The sequence below is a fragment of the Rhodococcus sp. ZPP genome (assembly GCF_017656075.1).
GTDB classification, from domain to species: Bacteria; Actinomycetota; Actinomycetes; order Mycobacteriales; family Mycobacteriaceae; genus Rhodococcus_F; species Rhodococcus_F oxybenzonivorans.
The window spans coordinates 4,231,977-4,249,092 of the sequence record NZ_CP058638.1 but is presented as its reverse complement, the minus strand read 5'-3'; the positions used below and the strand labels follow the sequence as shown (position 1 = coordinate 4,249,092).

General features: G+C 66.8%; 16 protein-coding genes and 1 pseudogene. 9 read left to right on the top strand and 8 right to left on the bottom strand.

Features of this window, described 5'->3' with window-relative positions; all coding sequences use genetic code 11:
- Positions 1–20 precede the first annotated feature (20 nt).
- The 5 genes from HYG77_RS20100 to HYG77_RS20080 all read left to right on the top strand — a co-directional run bounded on the left by HYG77_RS20100 (position 21) and on the right by HYG77_RS20080 (position 4,544).
- Positions 21–1,358, top strand: a complete 1,338-nt coding sequence (locus tag HYG77_RS20100) for an NAD(P)-binding domain-containing protein (RefSeq protein WP_208960359.1) — start codon at positions 21–23, stop codon at positions 1,356–1,358.
- Positions 1,359–1,465: 107 nt separating this feature from the next.
- Positions 1,466–2,710 (top strand): NADH:flavin oxidoreductase/NADH oxidase family protein, encoded by a 1,245-nt coding sequence (locus tag HYG77_RS20095; RefSeq protein WP_208960358.1) that lies wholly within the window; start codon positions 1,466–1,468, stop codon positions 2,708–2,710.
- A gap of 48 nt (positions 2,711–2,758) precedes the next feature.
- The gene (locus tag HYG77_RS20090) at positions 2,759–3,565 is read left to right on the top strand and encodes an SDR family oxidoreductase (RefSeq protein WP_208960357.1); all 807 of its coding nucleotides are present in this window, start codon (positions 2,759–2,761) and stop codon (positions 3,563–3,565) included.
- Entirely contained in the window at positions 3,562–4,341 is a 780-nt protein-coding gene (locus tag HYG77_RS20085) for an acetoacetate decarboxylase family protein (protein ID WP_208960356.1), read from the top strand. The genes HYG77_RS20090 and HYG77_RS20085 overlap by 4 nt, the downstream gene beginning before the upstream one ends.
- A gap of 38 nt (positions 4,342–4,379) precedes the next feature.
- Positions 4,380–4,544, top strand: a complete 165-nt coding sequence (locus tag HYG77_RS20080; RefSeq protein WP_208960355.1) for a hypothetical protein — start codon at positions 4,380–4,382, stop codon at positions 4,542–4,544.
- A gap of 697 nt (positions 4,545–5,241) precedes the next feature.
- Here HYG77_RS20080 and HYG77_RS20075 read toward each other — a convergent pair.
- The 3 genes and pseudogenes from HYG77_RS20075 to HYG77_RS39695 all read right to left on the bottom strand — a co-directional run bounded on the left by HYG77_RS20075 (position 5,242) and on the right by HYG77_RS39695 (position 7,380).
- A pseudogene (locus HYG77_RS20075) lies at positions 5,242–6,017 on the bottom strand (VOC family protein).
- Positions 6,018–6,525: 508 nt separating this feature from the next.
- The gene (locus tag HYG77_RS20070) at positions 6,526–6,756 is read right to left on the bottom strand and encodes a hypothetical protein (RefSeq protein ID WP_208960354.1); all 231 of its coding nucleotides are present in this window, start codon (positions 6,754–6,756) and stop codon (positions 6,526–6,528) included.
- A gap of 306 nt (positions 6,757–7,062) precedes the next feature.
- Entirely contained in the window at positions 7,063–7,380 is a 318-nt protein-coding gene (locus HYG77_RS39695; protein WP_244461410.1) for a hypothetical protein, read from the bottom strand.
- On the opposite strand from HYG77_RS39695, the gene HYG77_RS39690 reads away from it, so the two are divergent.
- Complete coding sequence (locus HYG77_RS39690; protein WP_348273562.1) at positions 7,297–7,743, top strand: zinc-binding dehydrogenase; 447 nt, start codon at positions 7,297–7,299, stop codon at positions 7,741–7,743. The two genes, HYG77_RS39695 and HYG77_RS39690, sit on opposite strands and share 84 nt — an antisense overlap.
- 193 nt (positions 7,744–7,936) lie before the next feature.
- Here HYG77_RS39690 and HYG77_RS20060 read toward each other — a convergent pair whose 3' ends face one another.
- From HYG77_RS20060 to HYG77_RS20045, 4 genes are all read right to left on the bottom strand, one after another.
- A complete protein-coding gene (locus HYG77_RS20060; RefSeq protein ID WP_208960353.1) occupies positions 7,937–8,779 on the bottom strand; it encodes an enoyl-CoA hydratase-related protein in 843 nt (280 codons plus the stop codon).
- Positions 8,780–8,813: 34 nt separating this feature from the next.
- Entirely contained in the window at positions 8,814–10,331 is a 1,518-nt protein-coding gene (locus tag HYG77_RS20055; protein ID WP_208960352.1) for an AMP-binding protein, read from the bottom strand.
- 188 nt (positions 10,332–10,519) lie between these two features.
- The gene (locus tag HYG77_RS20050; RefSeq protein ID WP_244372961.1) at positions 10,520–11,959 is read right to left on the bottom strand and encodes an MFS transporter; all 1,440 of its coding nucleotides are present in this window, start codon (positions 11,957–11,959) and stop codon (positions 10,520–10,522) included.
- A 24-nt stretch (positions 11,960–11,983) separates the two neighbouring features.
- Positions 11,984–12,946 carry a PDR/VanB family oxidoreductase gene (locus HYG77_RS20045; protein WP_208960351.1) on the bottom strand — a complete coding sequence of 321 codons (963 nt, stop codon included), beginning with the start codon at positions 12,944–12,946 and terminating at the stop codon, positions 11,984–11,986.
- A 109-nt stretch (positions 12,947–13,055) separates the two neighbouring features.
- On the opposite strand from HYG77_RS20045, the gene HYG77_RS20040 reads away from it, so the two are divergent.
- The 3 genes from HYG77_RS20040 to HYG77_RS20030 all read left to right on the top strand — a co-directional run bounded on the left by HYG77_RS20040 (position 13,056) and on the right by HYG77_RS20030 (position 15,494).
- Positions 13,056–13,847, top strand: coding sequence for an SDR family NAD(P)-dependent oxidoreductase (locus HYG77_RS20040; RefSeq protein WP_109333553.1), 792 nt, complete (start codon positions 13,056–13,058; stop codon positions 13,845–13,847).
- Positions 13,848–13,873: 26 nt separating this feature from the next.
- Complete coding sequence (locus HYG77_RS20035) at positions 13,874–14,737, top strand: alpha/beta hydrolase (protein ID WP_208960350.1); 864 nt, start codon at positions 13,874–13,876, stop codon at positions 14,735–14,737.
- An 85-nt stretch (positions 14,738–14,822) separates the two neighbouring features.
- Positions 14,823–15,494: a TetR family transcriptional regulator gene (locus HYG77_RS20030; protein WP_208960349.1), complete on the top strand. Its 672-nt coding sequence runs from the start codon at positions 14,823–14,825 to the stop codon at positions 15,492–15,494.
- Positions 15,495–15,612: 118 nt separating this feature from the next.
- On the opposite strand, the gene HYG77_RS20025 is transcribed toward HYG77_RS20030, so the two are convergent.
- On the bottom strand, positions 15,613–17,112 hold the full coding sequence (locus HYG77_RS20025) for an aldehyde dehydrogenase (protein WP_208960348.1): 1,500 nt from the start codon (positions 17,110–17,112) through the stop codon (positions 15,613–15,615).
- Between the last annotated feature and the right edge of the window lie 4 nt (positions 17,113–17,116).

The following is a 17,116-nucleotide window of genomic DNA, read 5'->3' as shown; positions in this document are numbered from 1 at the left end:
AGCTTTCTGAGGAGGCGGCAATGACGCATCGGTACTGCATCATCGGGGCGGGATATACCGGGCTGGCGGTGGCGAAGGCCTACACGGATCTGGGGTTGGACTACGACCACCTCGAGGCCACCGACGCGATCGGCGGCAACTGGTCGCACGGGGTCTACGACTCGACGTACCTGATCAGTTCCAAGGACGTCACCGGGTACCCGGACTTTCCGATGCCCGGCGACTACCCGGATTTCCCCAGCGCGGCGCAAATGCGCGAGTACCTGCGTGCCTTCACCGCGGAATTCGGGCTCGATCACCGGATCGAGTTCGGCGCCCTGGTGAGCGACGTCGCGCCCCGCGATGCTTCGGGGCTGGCCGGGTGGCGGGTCGAACTCGCCGACGGCGAGGTGCGCGAGTACACCGGTGTGGTGGTCGCGAACGGTCACTACTGGGACATCCACGTCCCGTCCTATCCGGGCGAATTCACCGGCAAACAGATCCATTCCAAGAACTACAAGCGCCCCGCCGACCTGGACGGCCCGCGGGTGCTGGTGGTGGGCGCCGGGAACTCCGGTTGCGACCTGGCCGTCGAGGCCGCGCTGACCTTCGGCACCGCGGAGATCTCGTTGCGCCGCAGCTATTGGTTCATCCCGAAGTACGTCCTGGGCGTTCCCAGCGGCAGGTTCGATATCGGGTCGGTCCCGGTGCCGAAACTTCTGCAAGAGGCGGTTTTCCGATCGATAGTCGCGCTCGGCATGGGCAGTTACCGCAGTTTCGGGTTGGAGAAACCCCAACACCGGATCTTCGACCAGGATCTGGTCGTCAACCAGCAGCTGCCCTATTTCCTCAAGCACGGCCGCATCTCGGTTCGCCCGGAGATCGCCCGCTTCGACGGGCGCACGGTGCACTTCACCGACGGCACCAGCGGCGAGTACGACACCCTCGTCTGGGCGACCGGTTTCAGGACCACCTTCCCGTTCCTGCGTGACGGGCTCCTCGACTGGGAGGGCGGGCAGCCGCGGCTGATATCGCACACCTTCGCCCCGGGGCTGGCGAACCTGTCCTTCGCCGGGCTTGTCGCCCCACGCTCGGGGGCAGGCAGGCTGCTGATGAACTCCTCCCGCCTGCTCGCCGAGGCCGCGCTGCTGCAACAGCGCCTGCGCACCCCGATCGGCGACCTCTACGCCCGCGTCTCGAAACCGTCCGGTGAAATCCTCGCGGGCGGGCAGGAATTGCGCTGGCAGGTGCTGCGCGGCCGGTGGATGGTGCGCGCCATGACCGGGCTGGCCACGCTCCGTTCGCGGCGTTTCGGCGCACCCGCCCCGACCCGGCGGGAACGAACGCCGATCCGCGCCGCGCTGCACCGCGCCGCCTGACCGGCAACGTGCTGCGCACCCGATCCTCGCCGCCCCGCACGGGATCGCCTGACCCGAAACCCCACCACATCACTCGCATCCCCGTCACGACCCCAGGAGTCCCGCCCATGCCACCGAAGAACCCCGCATCCCGCATCGTCGCCATCGGCAGTCCACTCACCCTGCCCTGCGGTGTGACCCTGCCCAACCGCATCGCCAAGGCCGCGATGAGCGAACAGCTCGCCGCGATCGACGGCTCGCCCAGCCAGAGGCTGACCCGGCTCTACAGCGCCTGGGGCCGCGGCGGTGCGGGCCTGCTCATCACCGGCAACGTCATGATCGACCGCCGCGCTTACGTCGAACCACGCAATGTGACCCTCGAAGACGACCGGCATCTCGAGGCCGTCGGCAACTGGGCGCGGGCGGGATCGCGCGCGGGGGCGGTGATGGTCATGCAGATCAACCATCCGGGACGGGTCGCGGTCGGACCGCTGCACCGCCGCCCGGTCGGCCCGTCGGCGCTGCGACCGCAGGCGGTGGGATTCAATCTCCGCACCCCGCGGGCGCTGTCGCACGGCGACATCGCCGACCTGCGCCGCCGCTACGCGCGCACCGCGGAACTGGCGGTCGCGGCGGGCTTTTCCGGCGTTCAGGTCCACGCCGCACACGGGTATCTGCTCTCGCAGTTTCTCTCCCCGGTATCCAACCAGCGCGACGACCACTACGGCGGCAGCCGTGAGAACCGGCGTCGCCTGCTGCTCGAGGTGGTCGCCGACGTGCGCGACGCCATCGGTCCTCACGCCGTTGTCTCGGTGAAGCTGAACTCGGCCGACTTCCAGCACGGGGGACTGGACGAGACCGAGTCCCTCGAGGTCGCCCTCGCCCTCGAGCAGGCCGGGATCGACCTGCTCGAGATCTCCGGCGGCAACTACGAGGCCCCGGCCATGACCGGTGTGGTCTCCGACAGCACCCGTGCCAGGGAGGCGTACTTCCTGCGCTACGCCGAGAACCTGCGCGCCCGCACGGCCATGCCGCTCATGCTCACCGGCGGCATCCGCACCTGCGACTTCATCAACGACGTGCTCGCGCAGGGTTCGGTCGATGTGATCGGGCTCGGCCGCCCGTTCGCCGTGCGGCCCGCAATCGCCGCGGATCTCCTGACCGGTGCGGGCGAGCCGCAGGCGCTGCCCACCGCGCCACACATTCCGCTGCCCGCAGCCACGCCGATCAACTCCTACCTCCAACTCGCCTGGCACGCGGCGAATTTCCGCCGAATCGCCGCAGGCGAGAAGCAAGTGAGCGGGCCGGGCGTGGTCCGCACCCTGGCCGCCGCCGGCGCCACCGTGACCGCCCGCGCACTCACCCAATTCTGACGTCACCGCCCGCATTCGCACCCCATTCCGATCACCGAGGAGCACCCCATGAGCCTGCCACCTCCCACCCCCACCATGCGGGCCGTCGTCACCGGAGCCTCCTCCGGCATCGGCACCGCGCTCGCCGACGGCCTGGCCCGGCGCGGATTCTCGCTGATCCTGGTGGCCCGACGTGAGGACCGGCTGCGCGAGCTGGCCGACCGGCTGGCCGCCCACCACCGCGTCGAGACCGACATCCGCGTCGTCGACCTGGCCGACCGCGGCGAGCGCGCCACCCTGTGCCACGAACTCGCCGCCCGCGATATCGCCGTCCTCTGCAACAATGCCGGGTTCGCCACCTACGGCGAGCTGGCGACCGCCGACCCGGAACGCGAACGCCGACAGGTGGAACTGAATTCGGTCGCGGTGCACGACCTCACCCTGGCCGTGCTGCCCACCATGGTGGCGCGTGGCGCTGGCGCAATCCTGATCACCGGCTCCACCGCAGGCAACCAACCCGGCCCGAACAACGCCACCTACGCCGCCAGCAAGGCCTTCGCCAACACCCTCGCCGAATCGCTGCACAGCGAACTCGCCGGCACCGGTGTCCAGTGCACCCTGCTCGCGCCCGGCCCGGTCCGCACCGAATACGCCGAGGTGGCCGAGGTTCCGAACCTGGACCGCATGGTGCCGGGCCCGCTGTGGGTCGACGCCGACCAGGTAGCGGCCGAGGCGATCGCGGGCATGGCCGCCGGTCGCCGCCGCGTGGTCCCCGGCGTCTTCGCCAAGGTGCAGACCGTCGGCGGTCAGTACACCCCGCGGGCGCTCGTCGGGCCGATCCTGCGCACCGTCTACCGGAAGGTCACCTCGAGATGAGTTGGGAGCCCGCCACCCGCACCGCAGGCCGCTCCCTCGGGGCGGACCTGCGCCGCGCACTGAAGATCGGCGATCCGCGCCGCAGCCTCTACCGCGACGCCCACTACTTCACCGCCACCGTCGAGATCGACCCCGACCACATCACGCAGTGGCTGCCCGCCGGGGTACGGCCGACCGAACCGGCGCGCGCCGACCTGTTCACCGCCTACTTCCCGGACAACAACTTCCAGTCACCGGGGTATCACGAGGCCGGGCTCTTCGTGCACGTCAACACCATGCGGGGCACCGGCATCCACTGCCCGTGGATGATCGTGGACGACGACGTCGCCCTGATCATCGGCCGCGAACTGCTCGGCTACCCGAAGAAACTGGGGGAGGTCGACTGGACAGTCACCGACACAGAGATCCGCGCCGCGGCAACCCGCCGTGGGCACACGCTGCTCACCATGGGCGGACGGCTCGGCGAAGTCATCGCCGACCCGCCGCCGATCCTCGCCCGCCCGCACCGCAACGTCGTCGGACTCGCCGGCCTCTTTCCGTCCTGGCTGCTGGCCTTCACCCCACGCGAGAGCGTGGTCGAGGTCCGGCGAATCGAGGACCTCACCCTCGAAATCCGCGGCTCCGAACGCGACCCGCTCGACCAGATGGGCATCGGCCAGGTGATCGACGCGCGGCTGCACCGCGTCGACCTGCTCGGCGTACGGATGCCGCCGATTCCGATCCGCCCGCTCACACCACTGTTCGGGGCCAGCCGCATGCGGCCCCGAACCCTGTGACCACCCATCTTCCCGACCGTCCCACCCAGGAGGCTCGCATGAGCATCGCCGAATGCCTCACCACCGAGCCGGTCACCATCCCGCGACCGGCCACCACCGCGCCGTTCCCCCGCATCGACACCTTCGACACCGCGCTCACCGCACCCGGCGGCTTCGGGCCGCGGTTGCGCATGCCGCACCGCCGCAGTGGACTTCCGGTGTGAGTTCGCCGCAACCGGCCGACCGGACTCGGTGCGCACCCATGACCTGATCTCACTGCCGTACCCGACCCGCTACGGGCTCGACATACCGGGCGACCGCTTTCTCGTCACACCCGACCAACTGCACCGCCGAATGAGCACACGGGGTCAAGTCGTAGGCTTCCAAGATCTCCATCACTTCCCTGGCACACTTGGGTCTCGGGGTTCCTTCTGTCGGTTAATTTGCGCGGCAAACGAACCCAACTCGGGCGAAGGAACCCCGCCCGGTATTTACGTCAGCGTGTCAATCAGCGGTTTCGTGGCCGCCGACCCGGAATTCTGGTGCCCACTGATCCGGAAAAGCGATGTCCGCCCAACCGGAGCGAACTCACCACCGACAAGAATTCTGCCGTGTCCATTTGCACCTCGACGAGGGCGTCGGTGGTTGCTCGAGACGGGGACAACGCGGTCATCTCGAGCAGGGCGATTCATCGCACGACCGGCTCAGCCGTACTGGAGCAGCGCTGCCGTCTCGCGCACGGTCACGTCACCAGCGCATCGTGGCGGTACCTGGACTGCTCCGCTCCGCCGCCGGTCCTTCCGACACCAGGCCATCCGAACACCCAGACCCCTCGCCCAAGCCACCGAGGCTGACGGCACGAGAACACCCTCGACGCCACCTCGCACGCACCCGTCGTGGACCGGGTAACCCAACCGTTGCCTACCCCTGTGCACCCGGCAGCGGGGAACCCACCGTGAACTTCGCACCGAACGGATCCGTGACATCCGCGGTCCGCCCGTACGGCATGTCCGTCGGATCGTCCGCGGTACCCCCGCCGGCCCGCGCTGCGGCGACGGCCGCGTCGGTATCGACGACCTGGAAAAGCGTGCCCCAGGAGGACGCCGAGGCGGACGGGTCGCCCACGACGCCACCTATCTCGTGACCGTCCGGTCTGCGTAGAAAGGTGAAGTCCACGCCAGGTAGGTCGTCGTTCCCGTCCAGCGTGAAGTCGAACACCGCCGCGTAGAACTCCCGCGCTGGGCCGGGATTCGGGTCACCAAGTCGTTGCGTAACAACGTGTTCGGCTCGTTCACGAGTTCGCAGCCGACGTGTGCCCGCCCCTGCCACAGGCCGAACTGCGCCCCGGACGGATCCCGCACCATCGCCATCCGACCCTGGTCGGCGATGTCCATCGGCTCCGTCAGCAGCGTGCCGCCCGCGGCGACGGACCGAGCGACCGTCGCATCGAGATCATCGGTCGCCAGGTAGACGTTCCACCAGAACTCGGTGGCATCCTCGTCGGGATTCGGCATCAGCGCGGCGACCTTTCTGCCGCCGAGCAGACACATCGTGTACCGCCCGTACTCCTCGGGACCGACGTCGAACTCCCATCCGAAGACCGACCCGTAGAAGGACATCGCCCGGTCGAGATCCGGGATGCCCAGGTCGATCCAGGTAGGGGTACCGAGTGGTTGATTCGTCGTGACCGCGCTCATCGCTGCTCCTCCGTCTGCCGGGTACCCACTCGACGGTAGCCCGCGGCACCGACATTCGACGGCAGAGCCACGGGACTCGCTGTCGCGCTCCGCGAATCCCTCTACAACCCACAGGACCGAATCCACCGACGCCCAGTATTCACCTCGCCGAAGCCTCCTTCCGGTCACCGAGAGCGGGTACCCGGGCAAACAGTTGGTCCGTCCGACTCGCCTCGAAAACGGCTGCTCCCGCAGCGCCGGAACCTCCGCCCGGCGACGTTCCGCCGGTACACACAGTCTCGCAGTCGGCGTCATCGTCGTCCCCCCAGTGCCGCGGTACACGGCGACCGCCTACCTCGGCGCCGATACCTCCCGATCTGCCGCCGCTCCGCGCCGGGGCTGTCCTGGTCGTCAACGCCGCCCACGCCGCCCTCCGCGCGCACACCACCGCCCCCGCCGCCCACCCCCACTACGATCAGGCCGGGGTGCGGATGCTGTCCACCGGCGAATCTGCACGCAGGCGTCCTCGTCACCAGCGGGCGGGCGGTCGCCCTATCCGCCGGGCGCCGCCCTCGGCGGCTTGACCATCACCGATGAGGCCGTCATGCTCACCGACGACCCCCACACGATCACGGACGCCCGAAAGTATCATCGACACCCCGACGAAATCACCGAAGTCGACCACGCACTCCAACGCCACCGCGATCTGGCAGATCGGCCGGATCGTGCCCCTGCCCGGGATCGGCGGTCGGATACGCACTGAACCCGAATTCCTTCCCACCCCGGTCGCCCGAATGCTCCTGTGGCACAGCTCAACTACCAACCCCGCCCCGCCGAACCGCAGAAGCGGTACACGCACACCACCCGGCGGCGCACCGCCGCAGTACCGGGCCGCGAACTACACTCTCGAAGGGTTCCGCCTCGACACCCCCCGGGTGGCCGGCGCACAGGCCCGCTCGAACGCAATCGTCGAGTCCGTCGGTGATACCCTCGCGGTCGGCGATCATGTGGTCCTCAGCTTCGACTCCTGTGGTGTTTGCGGCAACTGCCGCGACGGCCATCCGGCCTATTTCCGCACATTCCTGGCACGAAACCTCACCGGAACGGCGCTCGACGGATCGACTCCCCTCGAGGACAGCCACGGTTCCGCAGTTGCCGGCAGATCGTTCGGCCAGTCGTCCTTCGCCACCCACAGCGTTGTCGACGCCGTTGTCGTAGACAAGGACTTGCCCTCCAGCTGCTCGGCCCCCTCGGATGCGGATTCCAGACCGCAGCCGGGGCCGTTCTCAACGTCCTCGAGGTGCGCGCCGGTGACGGGATCGTCATCACCGGTGCCGGCGCCGTAGGGCTGGCAGCGGTGATAACGGCGAAAGCCGGCGCCCAACCGATCATCGCGGTCGACCTCAATACCGAACGCCTCCAGCTCGCACGTGAACTCGGCGCAACCGACACAATCGTCGGCGGAACCGGTGAACTCACTTCACAGATCCGCGCCATCGCGCCTGCGCGAGTGTGCTACGGCCTCGACACGACCGGCTTGCCCAGCATCTCCGACACCCTCGCCGCACGGTCCCCTTCGCGGGATCCTCGGCATGGTCGGCGTTCAGCAAGGCGACCTCGCCATCGCGCCGCGTGCCCTGACCGTTGGCCGCACCCTCATCGGCATATTGGAAGGCGACTCCAACCCGCACACTTTTATCCCGACGCCGGTGCGCGGATCGAGGCGGGAGGACTTCCGACCCACTGAAGGCAACTACGGTCCTTCTTACGAACGGGCCCAACTCCCGTACAGACATCGCCGACGGCACGTCAAAGGGTGTGGACCCAGATCGGCCGACCACGAGCAGGGACGCGTCACCGTGGCCGTCCACGGCTTCCTCGCTACCGTAGTCGCCCCACGAGTCCGTCAGGCGCCGGGCTGGCCCTCGGCTGTCGACGCACTATTCGAACAGGTTCGGCAACCCGTCGGTAATCCGGTTGGGGAACTTCGGCTCGCGCTTCTCGAGGAACGCGTCAACACCTTCACGCACGTCGTCCGAGGTGCCTCGGACGTAGATGCCGATCGATTCGGCCCGGTGTGCTACCTCAGGGTCGGACGCACCCAGCATCCGCCACATCAGCTGTCGAGTGAGAGCTACCGACACCGGTGAGGTGCCGGAGACGAATTCCCGCGCGATGTCGAGGGCCCGATCCAGCACCTGATCGGCGGGGACGAGTTCACGGACGAGTCCTCGTTCGAGCGCTTCGACTGCCGAGACCATCTTGCCGCCCACCGCCCACTCGACGGCCGTCGAGATGCCGACGGCCCGCGGAAGGAACCAGGTCGAGCAGGCCTCGGGGACAAGTCCGCGACGGGTGAACACGAACCCGAACTTCGCGGTTTCCGAAGCGATGCGGATGTCGGCCGGCAGGGTCATGGTGACGCCGACACCCGCGGCCGGTCCGTTGATCGCGGCGATGACGGGCTTGAGGGAACGGTAAATTCTCAGCGAGACCCGCCCGCCCGTGTCGGCCGGTGCGCCTCCGGTCTCCGGGTCGTCACCCAGGACGAAGGTGTCGCCGCCGGCTGCGAGATCGGCACCCGCACAGAAGGCTCGTCCCGTTCCGGTGATCACCACCGCACGGATCTCGTCGTCTGCGTCGGTCTCGTCGAAGATGTCGATGAGGCGATAGCACATCGCGTTGGTGAACGCATTGAGCTGATCGGGACGGTTCAATCGCACAACCGCGATCTCCCCGTGCCGCTCGAGTATCACTGCATCGTCGGTACCGGTCTCAGGCACGATGACTCCTTCCTTTGTTCCCCGCCGGTTCGGTTCAGCGGACCTTGTCGAATCGTTCAGCCACGTCCCGGTATTCGGACCGGATCGCAGTCTTCGAGAGCTTGCCACTGGGGAGCCGCGGCAGCGGCTCGTCCCGGATCACCACGTAGCGCGGAACCTTGTAGTCGGCCACGAGCCGGTCGCAGTGTTCGATGATTGCCGCTGCATCGACGCCATCCTTCACAGTGACGATCGCCGCCGGCGTTTCGCCGAAGCGTTCATCAGCGGCTGCGATGACTGCGACTTCCTCGACACCGGGAATCTCGGCGATGACCCGCTCGATCTCGACCGGCGAGATATTGATTCCGCCGGTGATGATGAGGTCTTTCAGCCGGTCGACGAACTTGACGCGTCCTTCGTCGTCGAGGGTGCCGAGGTCGCCGCTGTGCAGCCAGTTGTTCTGCAAGGCTGCCGCCGTCGACTCGGCGTCGTTCCAGTAGCCGGGGGTGACGCCCGGACCGCGCAGGAGTATCTCGCCCTCTTCACCGGGCGCGGCATCGGTGCCGTCCGGACGGACCACCTTCACTTCGGTGAAGATCGAGCCGGATCCACACGTGTCGGGGTGGTCGAAGGCTTCGGCGACGAGGGTGGCGGTGGCGACACCGCCGGCCTCGGTCATGCCATAGATCTGTCTCAGTGCGACGCCCTTGTCCGCCCAGCGCTGCAACAGTGCCGGAGCGACCGCGGCGCCGCCGACGATCGCGGTGCGCAGCGACGACAGGTCGGCGTCCGCGAACTCGGGTGAACGCGAGATCGCCTCGAAGATCAACGGCACACCGAAGATGGCCTGGACATCGTGTTCACCGAGAAGTTTGGCCGCGCGGCCCGGATCGAACTCCTTCTCGATGATCAGCTTTCCGCCGAGCACCGTTGTCATGACCAGCCCCCAGACCAGGCCGGGGGTGAACACCAAGGGCAACACGAGCAGCGACGTGGACCCGGGCCGGAAGCCTTCTTCGGTGAGTGACGCCTCGAAGACGATATTGAGCAGCGTCCGGTTCGTGCAGATCACTCCCTTGGACATCCCGGTGGAGCCACTCGTGAAGAGGAGGGCGGTCGGTTCGTCGGGTTCGAGATCGACGCGGAAGTCGTCCTGTCCTCCCGCGCGTAGCGGCGCGAGCTCGTCGAACGAGAGGGTGTCGAAGGCGGAACCCAATTCACGCGCCGCGTCGACCGTCGGCGCGAACTCGCTCGGCGTGACGACCAGGACGGCGCCGGCGTCGTCGACAACCTTGCGGAGCTCCGCCGGCTTGAACCGTGGGTTGAGCGGGATCAGTACACCGCCGGCCTTGAGGACGCCCAGTGCGATCACCGGCCATGTCAGCGAATTCGGGCCCAGCACGCCGACTCGTTGACCCGGCTGGATTTCGAGGTCCACGATCTTCCGGGCGATACGACTGGACCAGTCCTGCAGTTCGCGGTATGTGAGAGATTCACCCGCCACGACGAGCGCGTCCTGCTCTCCCCTGGTCTTCGCCCACCAATGCAATGCCGAGCCGACGGTGGCAGCCATTCGTCCTTACCTTTCGTGAGTCGCACATGTGCGATGTCGTTCTAGCGGGGCCTACCGGGCACGTGGGGTGCCTGACACAGGGCGCGGGCCGAATCGCTCTTGCCGACAGATGTTTTCAGTGCGAATATGACCAGGAAAACCTGGCTCGTACGCCGTGCGACCCACGCTATATGGTCCAAATTGAGACGTCAATCAAGTCTTGTATTTTGCAAAACGGCGCGCGCTGTGACAGCAACGAAGCCCGCTGCGAACGCGGCCACTCCCCCGACCGCGAACACCACGACGTACGCCTGTTCTGTGGGCGTCGAGGTGCCCGGGATCGTGATCGTCGCGAGCAACACCGCAACCAAGGCACTGGCCAGTGAGCTGCCGAATGTCCGGGCGATCGCGTTGATCCCGTTCACCGCCCCCGTGTTTCCCGGAGGAACGCTGCCGATGAGCATCGACGGCAATGCACCGTAGGCGACTATGACAAAGACATTGATCACCGCAACCGCCGTGATCAATTGCCACGTGTAGTCATGAGCAAGTATCAGCATCAGGAATCCGCATACCCCGACGGCACATGCCGCGGTCAGCACCCGGTGGGCTGGGAACCGTCGGGTTACGAGCCCACTGACGGCCGCCGCAGCCGTACCGGCAATCTGTCCGGGCAGCAGGTACACCAGACTGGTCTCGAGCACCGACGCATCGAAGCCGTATCCCGCTTCTTCTCGGGAGATCTGCACGAACGTCGCGATGGCCAGGAACTGCACGAACATCGCTACACCCACTAGGAAGGCGGCGATATGCGCCGGAGCCACCAACCGCGCCGTCAGAAGCGCAGGAGCAACCAGCGGTGCAGTAGTCCTCCGTTCGTGCCGGTACCAGGCGGCAAGCATGAGCGCGCCGGTGACGGCGCAACCGAGTGTCCACACCGACAGCCATCCCCACGTCCCACCTTGCGCCAGCGCCAACAGCAGCCCCGGCAGGCCGATCGCGAGCCCGACCACACCCCAGAAGTCGAACCCGTCGCGCGCTCCCGACCCCGGGGTATGCGGAATAACGCACCACCCGACGACCATTGCTATCACCGTGAGTATCAACAGCATCCAGAAGACACGTCGATAGTCGGACCCTTCGGTGTACAGCAATCCGGCCGCGATCATTCCCGCACCGCCGCCGACACTCAACGCCCCGGACATGACGCCGAGCGCCATCGGGACACGGTGCGGCCCCAGCGCGCCCCGCACTACCGCGACACCGACGGGGAACAACGCATACGACACGCCCTGCAGAATTCGCCCGGCGATGAGTGCCGGCAACCCGGTCCAGGCGACACACAGCACCGAACCGATCAGTACCGTGCCCAGCACGGCGAGCATCACCTTCCGCGGACCATGTCGATCGGCGAGGTGACCCAACAGTGGTGTACATACCGCGGCCGCAAGGAGATTCGCTGTCACTGTCCAACCGACAGCGTCCGTGCCCATGTCGAGCTGCACCGCGATTGCCGGCAGGAGCGGTACCACGGCGGTCTGCATCATCGACGTGATCATCACGACGAAGCAGAGCGCCGGAACCAGCACCGCCGATCGACCTGCCGTCTCGGGGGCGGCGCGATGGGCCGTATCGGGTGCCTGGGTCACGGCAAATCCTCGCTGCGGTGCCGGTCAGAGATCGAGCACGAGTTTGGCTGTGCAGCTTCGTGATACACAGATCATCATGCAGTCGTTCTCGGCCTGTTCGTCTTCGGTGAGGATAGAGTCCCGGTGCTCGGGAACTCCTTCCAGGACGGGAGTTTCGCAAGTCCCGCACGTACCCTCGCGGCACGAGAAGGGGGCGTCGACACCGGACCGGAGTACGGCGTCGAGCACGCTTTCGTTCGCGTCGACCGTGATGGTGCTGCCCGCGCGCCGCAGTTCGACCTCGAACGATCCGTCGACCGCATCGGCCGGCCGCTCCTTGGCAGCGAACCGCTCGACGTACAGCCTCAGGTTGGGATGCGTGAGGAATTCGTTCTCGATCGCCTGCAAAAGCGGCTCCGGTCCGCAGCAGTACACCGCGGTACCGTCGGGTACGGCGTCGAGGGCAGCCGGAAGGTCGAGGAAACCGTACTCGTCCTGGGGTCGCAGCTCGATTCGCCCGGGGTACCGAGCGACCAGCTCGTCGGCAAAAGCCATGCTGGTGCGTGCTCGGCCGCCGTACAGCAGGCGCCAGTCGGCGCCGGCGGCTTCAGCCGAACGGAGCATCGGCAACAGGGGCGTAATGCCGATACCGCCGGCGACGAAGAGGTAGGACTGCGCGGGTTCGAGAGTGAAATTGTTGCGTGGGCCTGCGATCGCGACCAAGTCTCCGACTTGCAGCGAGTCGTGCACCCAGCGCGACCCCCCTCGGCCGTCCTCTTCGCGGAGCACCGCGATCGCCAAGGAGGTGGTGTCGGATGCGTCGCCACACAGGGAATATTGCCGCACCGTCGACCTGTCGATGATGACGTCGATATGCGCTCCGGGCTCCCAGGCCGGGACAGCGCCGCCATCGGGATCCGCGAGCCATACTGCCATGACACCGTGAGCAAGCACGTCTTTGCCGATCACTCGCATTTTGCGCTGTTCGGTGTTGGTGCTTCGGGTCATCGGCGCTCTCGTTCCCATAGACTTCGCGTGCCCTATAATCTTAAGCAGTTAGGTTTACGAGGCGCAAGCCCGGCCACACCGGCACCCACGACGCGCACAGGAGATCGCCATGACCCCCCACTCATCGACGGACCGGAGTGAGACGGTCCTCGACCTGTTCAGACTGGATGGATCCGTCGCTGTCGTCACCGGTGCCGGCAGTGGCCTGGGCGCCGGATTCGCCCGCGCTCTCGCCGAGGCCGGCGCCGACGTAGTGATAGCCGCACGCCGGCGCGAGAACCTCGACGCCGTCGCGGTGACAGTAGAGGCCATCGGTCGCCGCTGCCTGGTCGTCCCCACCGACGTCACCGACCCCGAGCAGTGCGACGCGCTCGCCCAGGCCGCTGTCGCCGAGTTCGGCCGCCTCGACATCCTGATCAACAACGCCGGGGTCACCAGCTCCGCGCCTGCGACACGCGAGCGCCCTGAGGACTTCCGCGCAGTCCTCGACGTGAACCTGATGGGCAGCTATTGGGTAGCGCAAGCGTGTGGACGCGTGATGGGCCCGGGCTCGGCCATCGTCAATGTCGCGAGCATGCTCGGCCTCATCAAATCGGCACTCCCGCAGGCTGCGTACGCGGCCAGTAAAGCGGGAATTATCGGCCTGACCCGCGACCTGTCGCATCAGTGGTCGAAGCGAAAGGGCATCCGCGTCAATGCGATCGCGCCGGGATTCGTGGAGACCGACCTGATTTCCGAAATGTCGTCGGATACGCTCGACGAGTTCCTGCGCGGCAGTTCGCTCGGCCGCACCGCGACGCAGCGCGAGATAGACGGAGCCGTGGTGTTCCTCGCCAGTCGCGCCTCCGGCTACATCACCGGCTCGACGCTCGCCGTCGACGGCGGCACCTCCGGACACTGATTCCGACGACGAAGGACCATGCAACCATGACGTACTCCACCACGGTGACCACCCTCCGCGGCGACGGCGTTTCCCTGGTCGCCGACCTGTGGGAACCCCGGTCGGAACCGAAAGGCACCGTCCTGCTGCTCCATGGCGGCGGGCAGACCAGACACTCGTGGCAGCGCACCGGAATACGCCTGGCCCAGCAGAGATGGCGCGCGTATTGCATCGACGCACGTGGCCACGGCGACAGCCAATGGTCGCCCGACGGCGACTACAGCCCCGACGCGCACGCCCGCGACATCCGCACAGTCGTCAGCGACCTCGGTGAACCCCCGGTGCTCGTCGGTGCGTCCATGGGCGGCATGGCCTCACTCGTGGCATCGGGCGACGAACCAGGTCTTGCCCGGGCTCTGGTCCTGGTAGACATCACCCCGAAGGCCGAACCTGAGGGTCTCGCCAAGATCACCGACTTCATGCGAGCCGGGTTGTCCGGCTTCGACAGCCTCGACGACGCGCTCGGAGCAGTGATCGAATACAACCCGCACCGCACTCGCGCGCCGCGGGTGGAGGGTTTGCGCAAGAACCTGCGTGAACACGAGGGTCGTTGGTACTGGCATTGGGATCCGCGGATGCTGTCGGACAGGACGAATTCGGCGGCCGCGGCGGCCGAACGCGAAAGTCGTGCTCGCGCCGCAGCGCGGGCGATCAGGATTCCGACGTTACTCATCCGTGGCGCCCAGTCCGATGTGGTCAGTCCGGAAGGAGCGCGCGAACTTCTGGAGCTGATTCCCGGGTCCCGCTATATCGACGTGGGCGGCGCGGGGCACATGGTGGGCGGCGACGACAACGACGTCCTGAGTCGAGGCTTGGTGGAGTTCCTCGACGAGGCGGTTCTCACCGCATGACCACCTGAGCGACTGGAACATATACCATTCTGACCATCTGCCGCGCCGACCAGGCCCGGCGTACTGTTCGAACCGAAAGCGAGACATGGCCAGACCGTCGAAACCTCTGATCAGTCGCGCAGCCGCCGTGGCAGCGTCCATCGAGATCATCGACTCCGAGGGACTCGATGCGTTCAGCCTGCCACGCCTGGCGAAACACATCGGAGTGCGTGCTCCCTCGCTCTACCATCACTTCTCCGACAAGTCGGAGATCCTCGCCGCGGTCGCACGACAGATCGCCGGCGCCGGAAACCTACCGCGACGCAAGCCCGGCCCGGACTGGCCCGAATTTTTCGTGACGCTGAGCATGAACCTTCGCCGGTCGATCCTCAAACACCGCAACGCCGCGCCGATCCTGCTGCAATATCTGCCCCGTGACCTGCTGATCGGCACCTACGAGGACACCGCCCGGTTTCTCGAGGAGTCCGGAGTGCCCGCGCACCTGCACGTCCAGATTCTCGACGGCATGGAGCGCCTGACGCTCGGTGCGGTGCTCACCGAGGCGATGCGCAAACCGAGCACGAAGTCCACGATCTTCCCCAACGTCGACCCGGAGTCGCAGCCCCTGCTGTCCAAGGCTCTCGCCGCTAACGAGATGACCTCCCGGCAGTTGTTCGAGGAAATGATTCGCAGCTTCTTGCACGGCGTGGTTCGCAACGAGAACGTCGCGATCACGGACGCCGCGCCCTCCGACAACGTCAAGATTTCGGCCAACTGACCGAGTCGGCCCTTCCTCCGGAACGGCCCTGGGCGCACCGGTGCCCCACGGATCGAATCCGTGGGGCACCGCGTTTGCAGACCTACCGCGCTGTGCAGACCTACTGAGTTCTGCAGACCTACTGGGCAGGAGCAGGCAGGTGGACGGTCTTGATCTCGAAGAACTCTTCGAGACCTTCGATGCCGCCCTCACGTCCGACGCCCGACTGCTTGTAACCACCGAATGGCAGGGTGAAGTCCATCGTCGCGGTATTGACGCTGATGGTGCCGGTACGGATGCGCCGCGCGACCTCGAAACCGTGGTCGAGATCCTCGGTATAGACGGCGCCCGACAGGCCGTACACCGAGTTGTTGGCGATCGCGATTGCGTCTTCCTCGTCCTCGTAGGTGATCACCGAGATGACCGGACCGAAGACCTCTTCCTGCGCGATTCGTGAATCCGGCTGCACGTCGTCGATCAGGGTGGCTGCGACGAAGAAACCCGTATCGAGGCCTTCGGGGCGGCCACCACCGAGCACAACCTTCGCGCCGTCTTCCTTCGCGATGTCGATGTAGCCGAGCACGCGGTCCTGCTGACGCTTGGAGGCGAGCGGGCCGAGGAAGTTTGTCGGCTCCCACGGGTTGCCCATCGGCAGAGATCCGTATGCGGCTTTCAGTGCCTCGACCACCTCGTCGTGACGCTTGCGTGAGACGAGCACGCGGGTCAGCGCTATGCAGGCCTGACCGGATTGCATGCAGCCACCCATGGGCAGGGTCTGCAGCACGTGGTTGATGTCTGCGTCGTCGAGGATGATCGCCGCGGACTTGCCACCGAGTTCGAGCGACACGCGTGCGATGCGCTCGCCGGCAAGCGACATGATGCGCCGGCCCGCTGCGGTGCTGCCGGTGAACGTGACGTGGTCGACGTCCGGGTTGGTCACGAGCGACTCCGACACCTCGCGGTCGGCACACAGCACACTCACTACACCCTCGGGGATGCGCCCTTCCGCGACCAGCTCGGCAATGATGTCAGCGAAAATCGACGGCGAGATCGGCGCCTCGGGTGCGGTCTTGAGAACGACCGAGCAGCCCGCGGCGAGCGCCGGCGCGAGCTTGAACGCGATCGTGCCGATCGGTCCGTTCCAAGGGATGATCGCGGCGACCACGCCCGTCGGTTCCTTGACGATGCGTGAGATGCCGCCGTCGGCACGGGATCGCTCTTCGCTGACCTCGAACTCGCGGGCTACCGTGGCAACGGCCCGGAACAGGCCGCCGGTCATCTGCTGGGTCGGGCGGCTGACGCTGACCGGTACCCCGACCTCGATCACGCCGATCGGTGTCAGTTCGTCCACGCGCTGCTCGAGACGGTCCGCGATGGCGTCGAGAACGTCGGCGCGCTCGGCCATGGTGCGCGACGCCCATTCACCCCTGTCGAACGACTCACGGGCAGCGGCAACCGCTTTGGTGACGTCTTCGACGGTCGCGGTGCGGACGCGTGCGACCTTCTCTTCGGTGAACGAGTCGACGACATCGACCCATTCGTCACCGGTCGAGTCGACCCAACGGCCGCCGATGAAAATTTGTTCGCGATCGGCGATCGACGGGGTCGCCGTACCGGTTGCGGTTTCGGTGGTGGTCATCAGT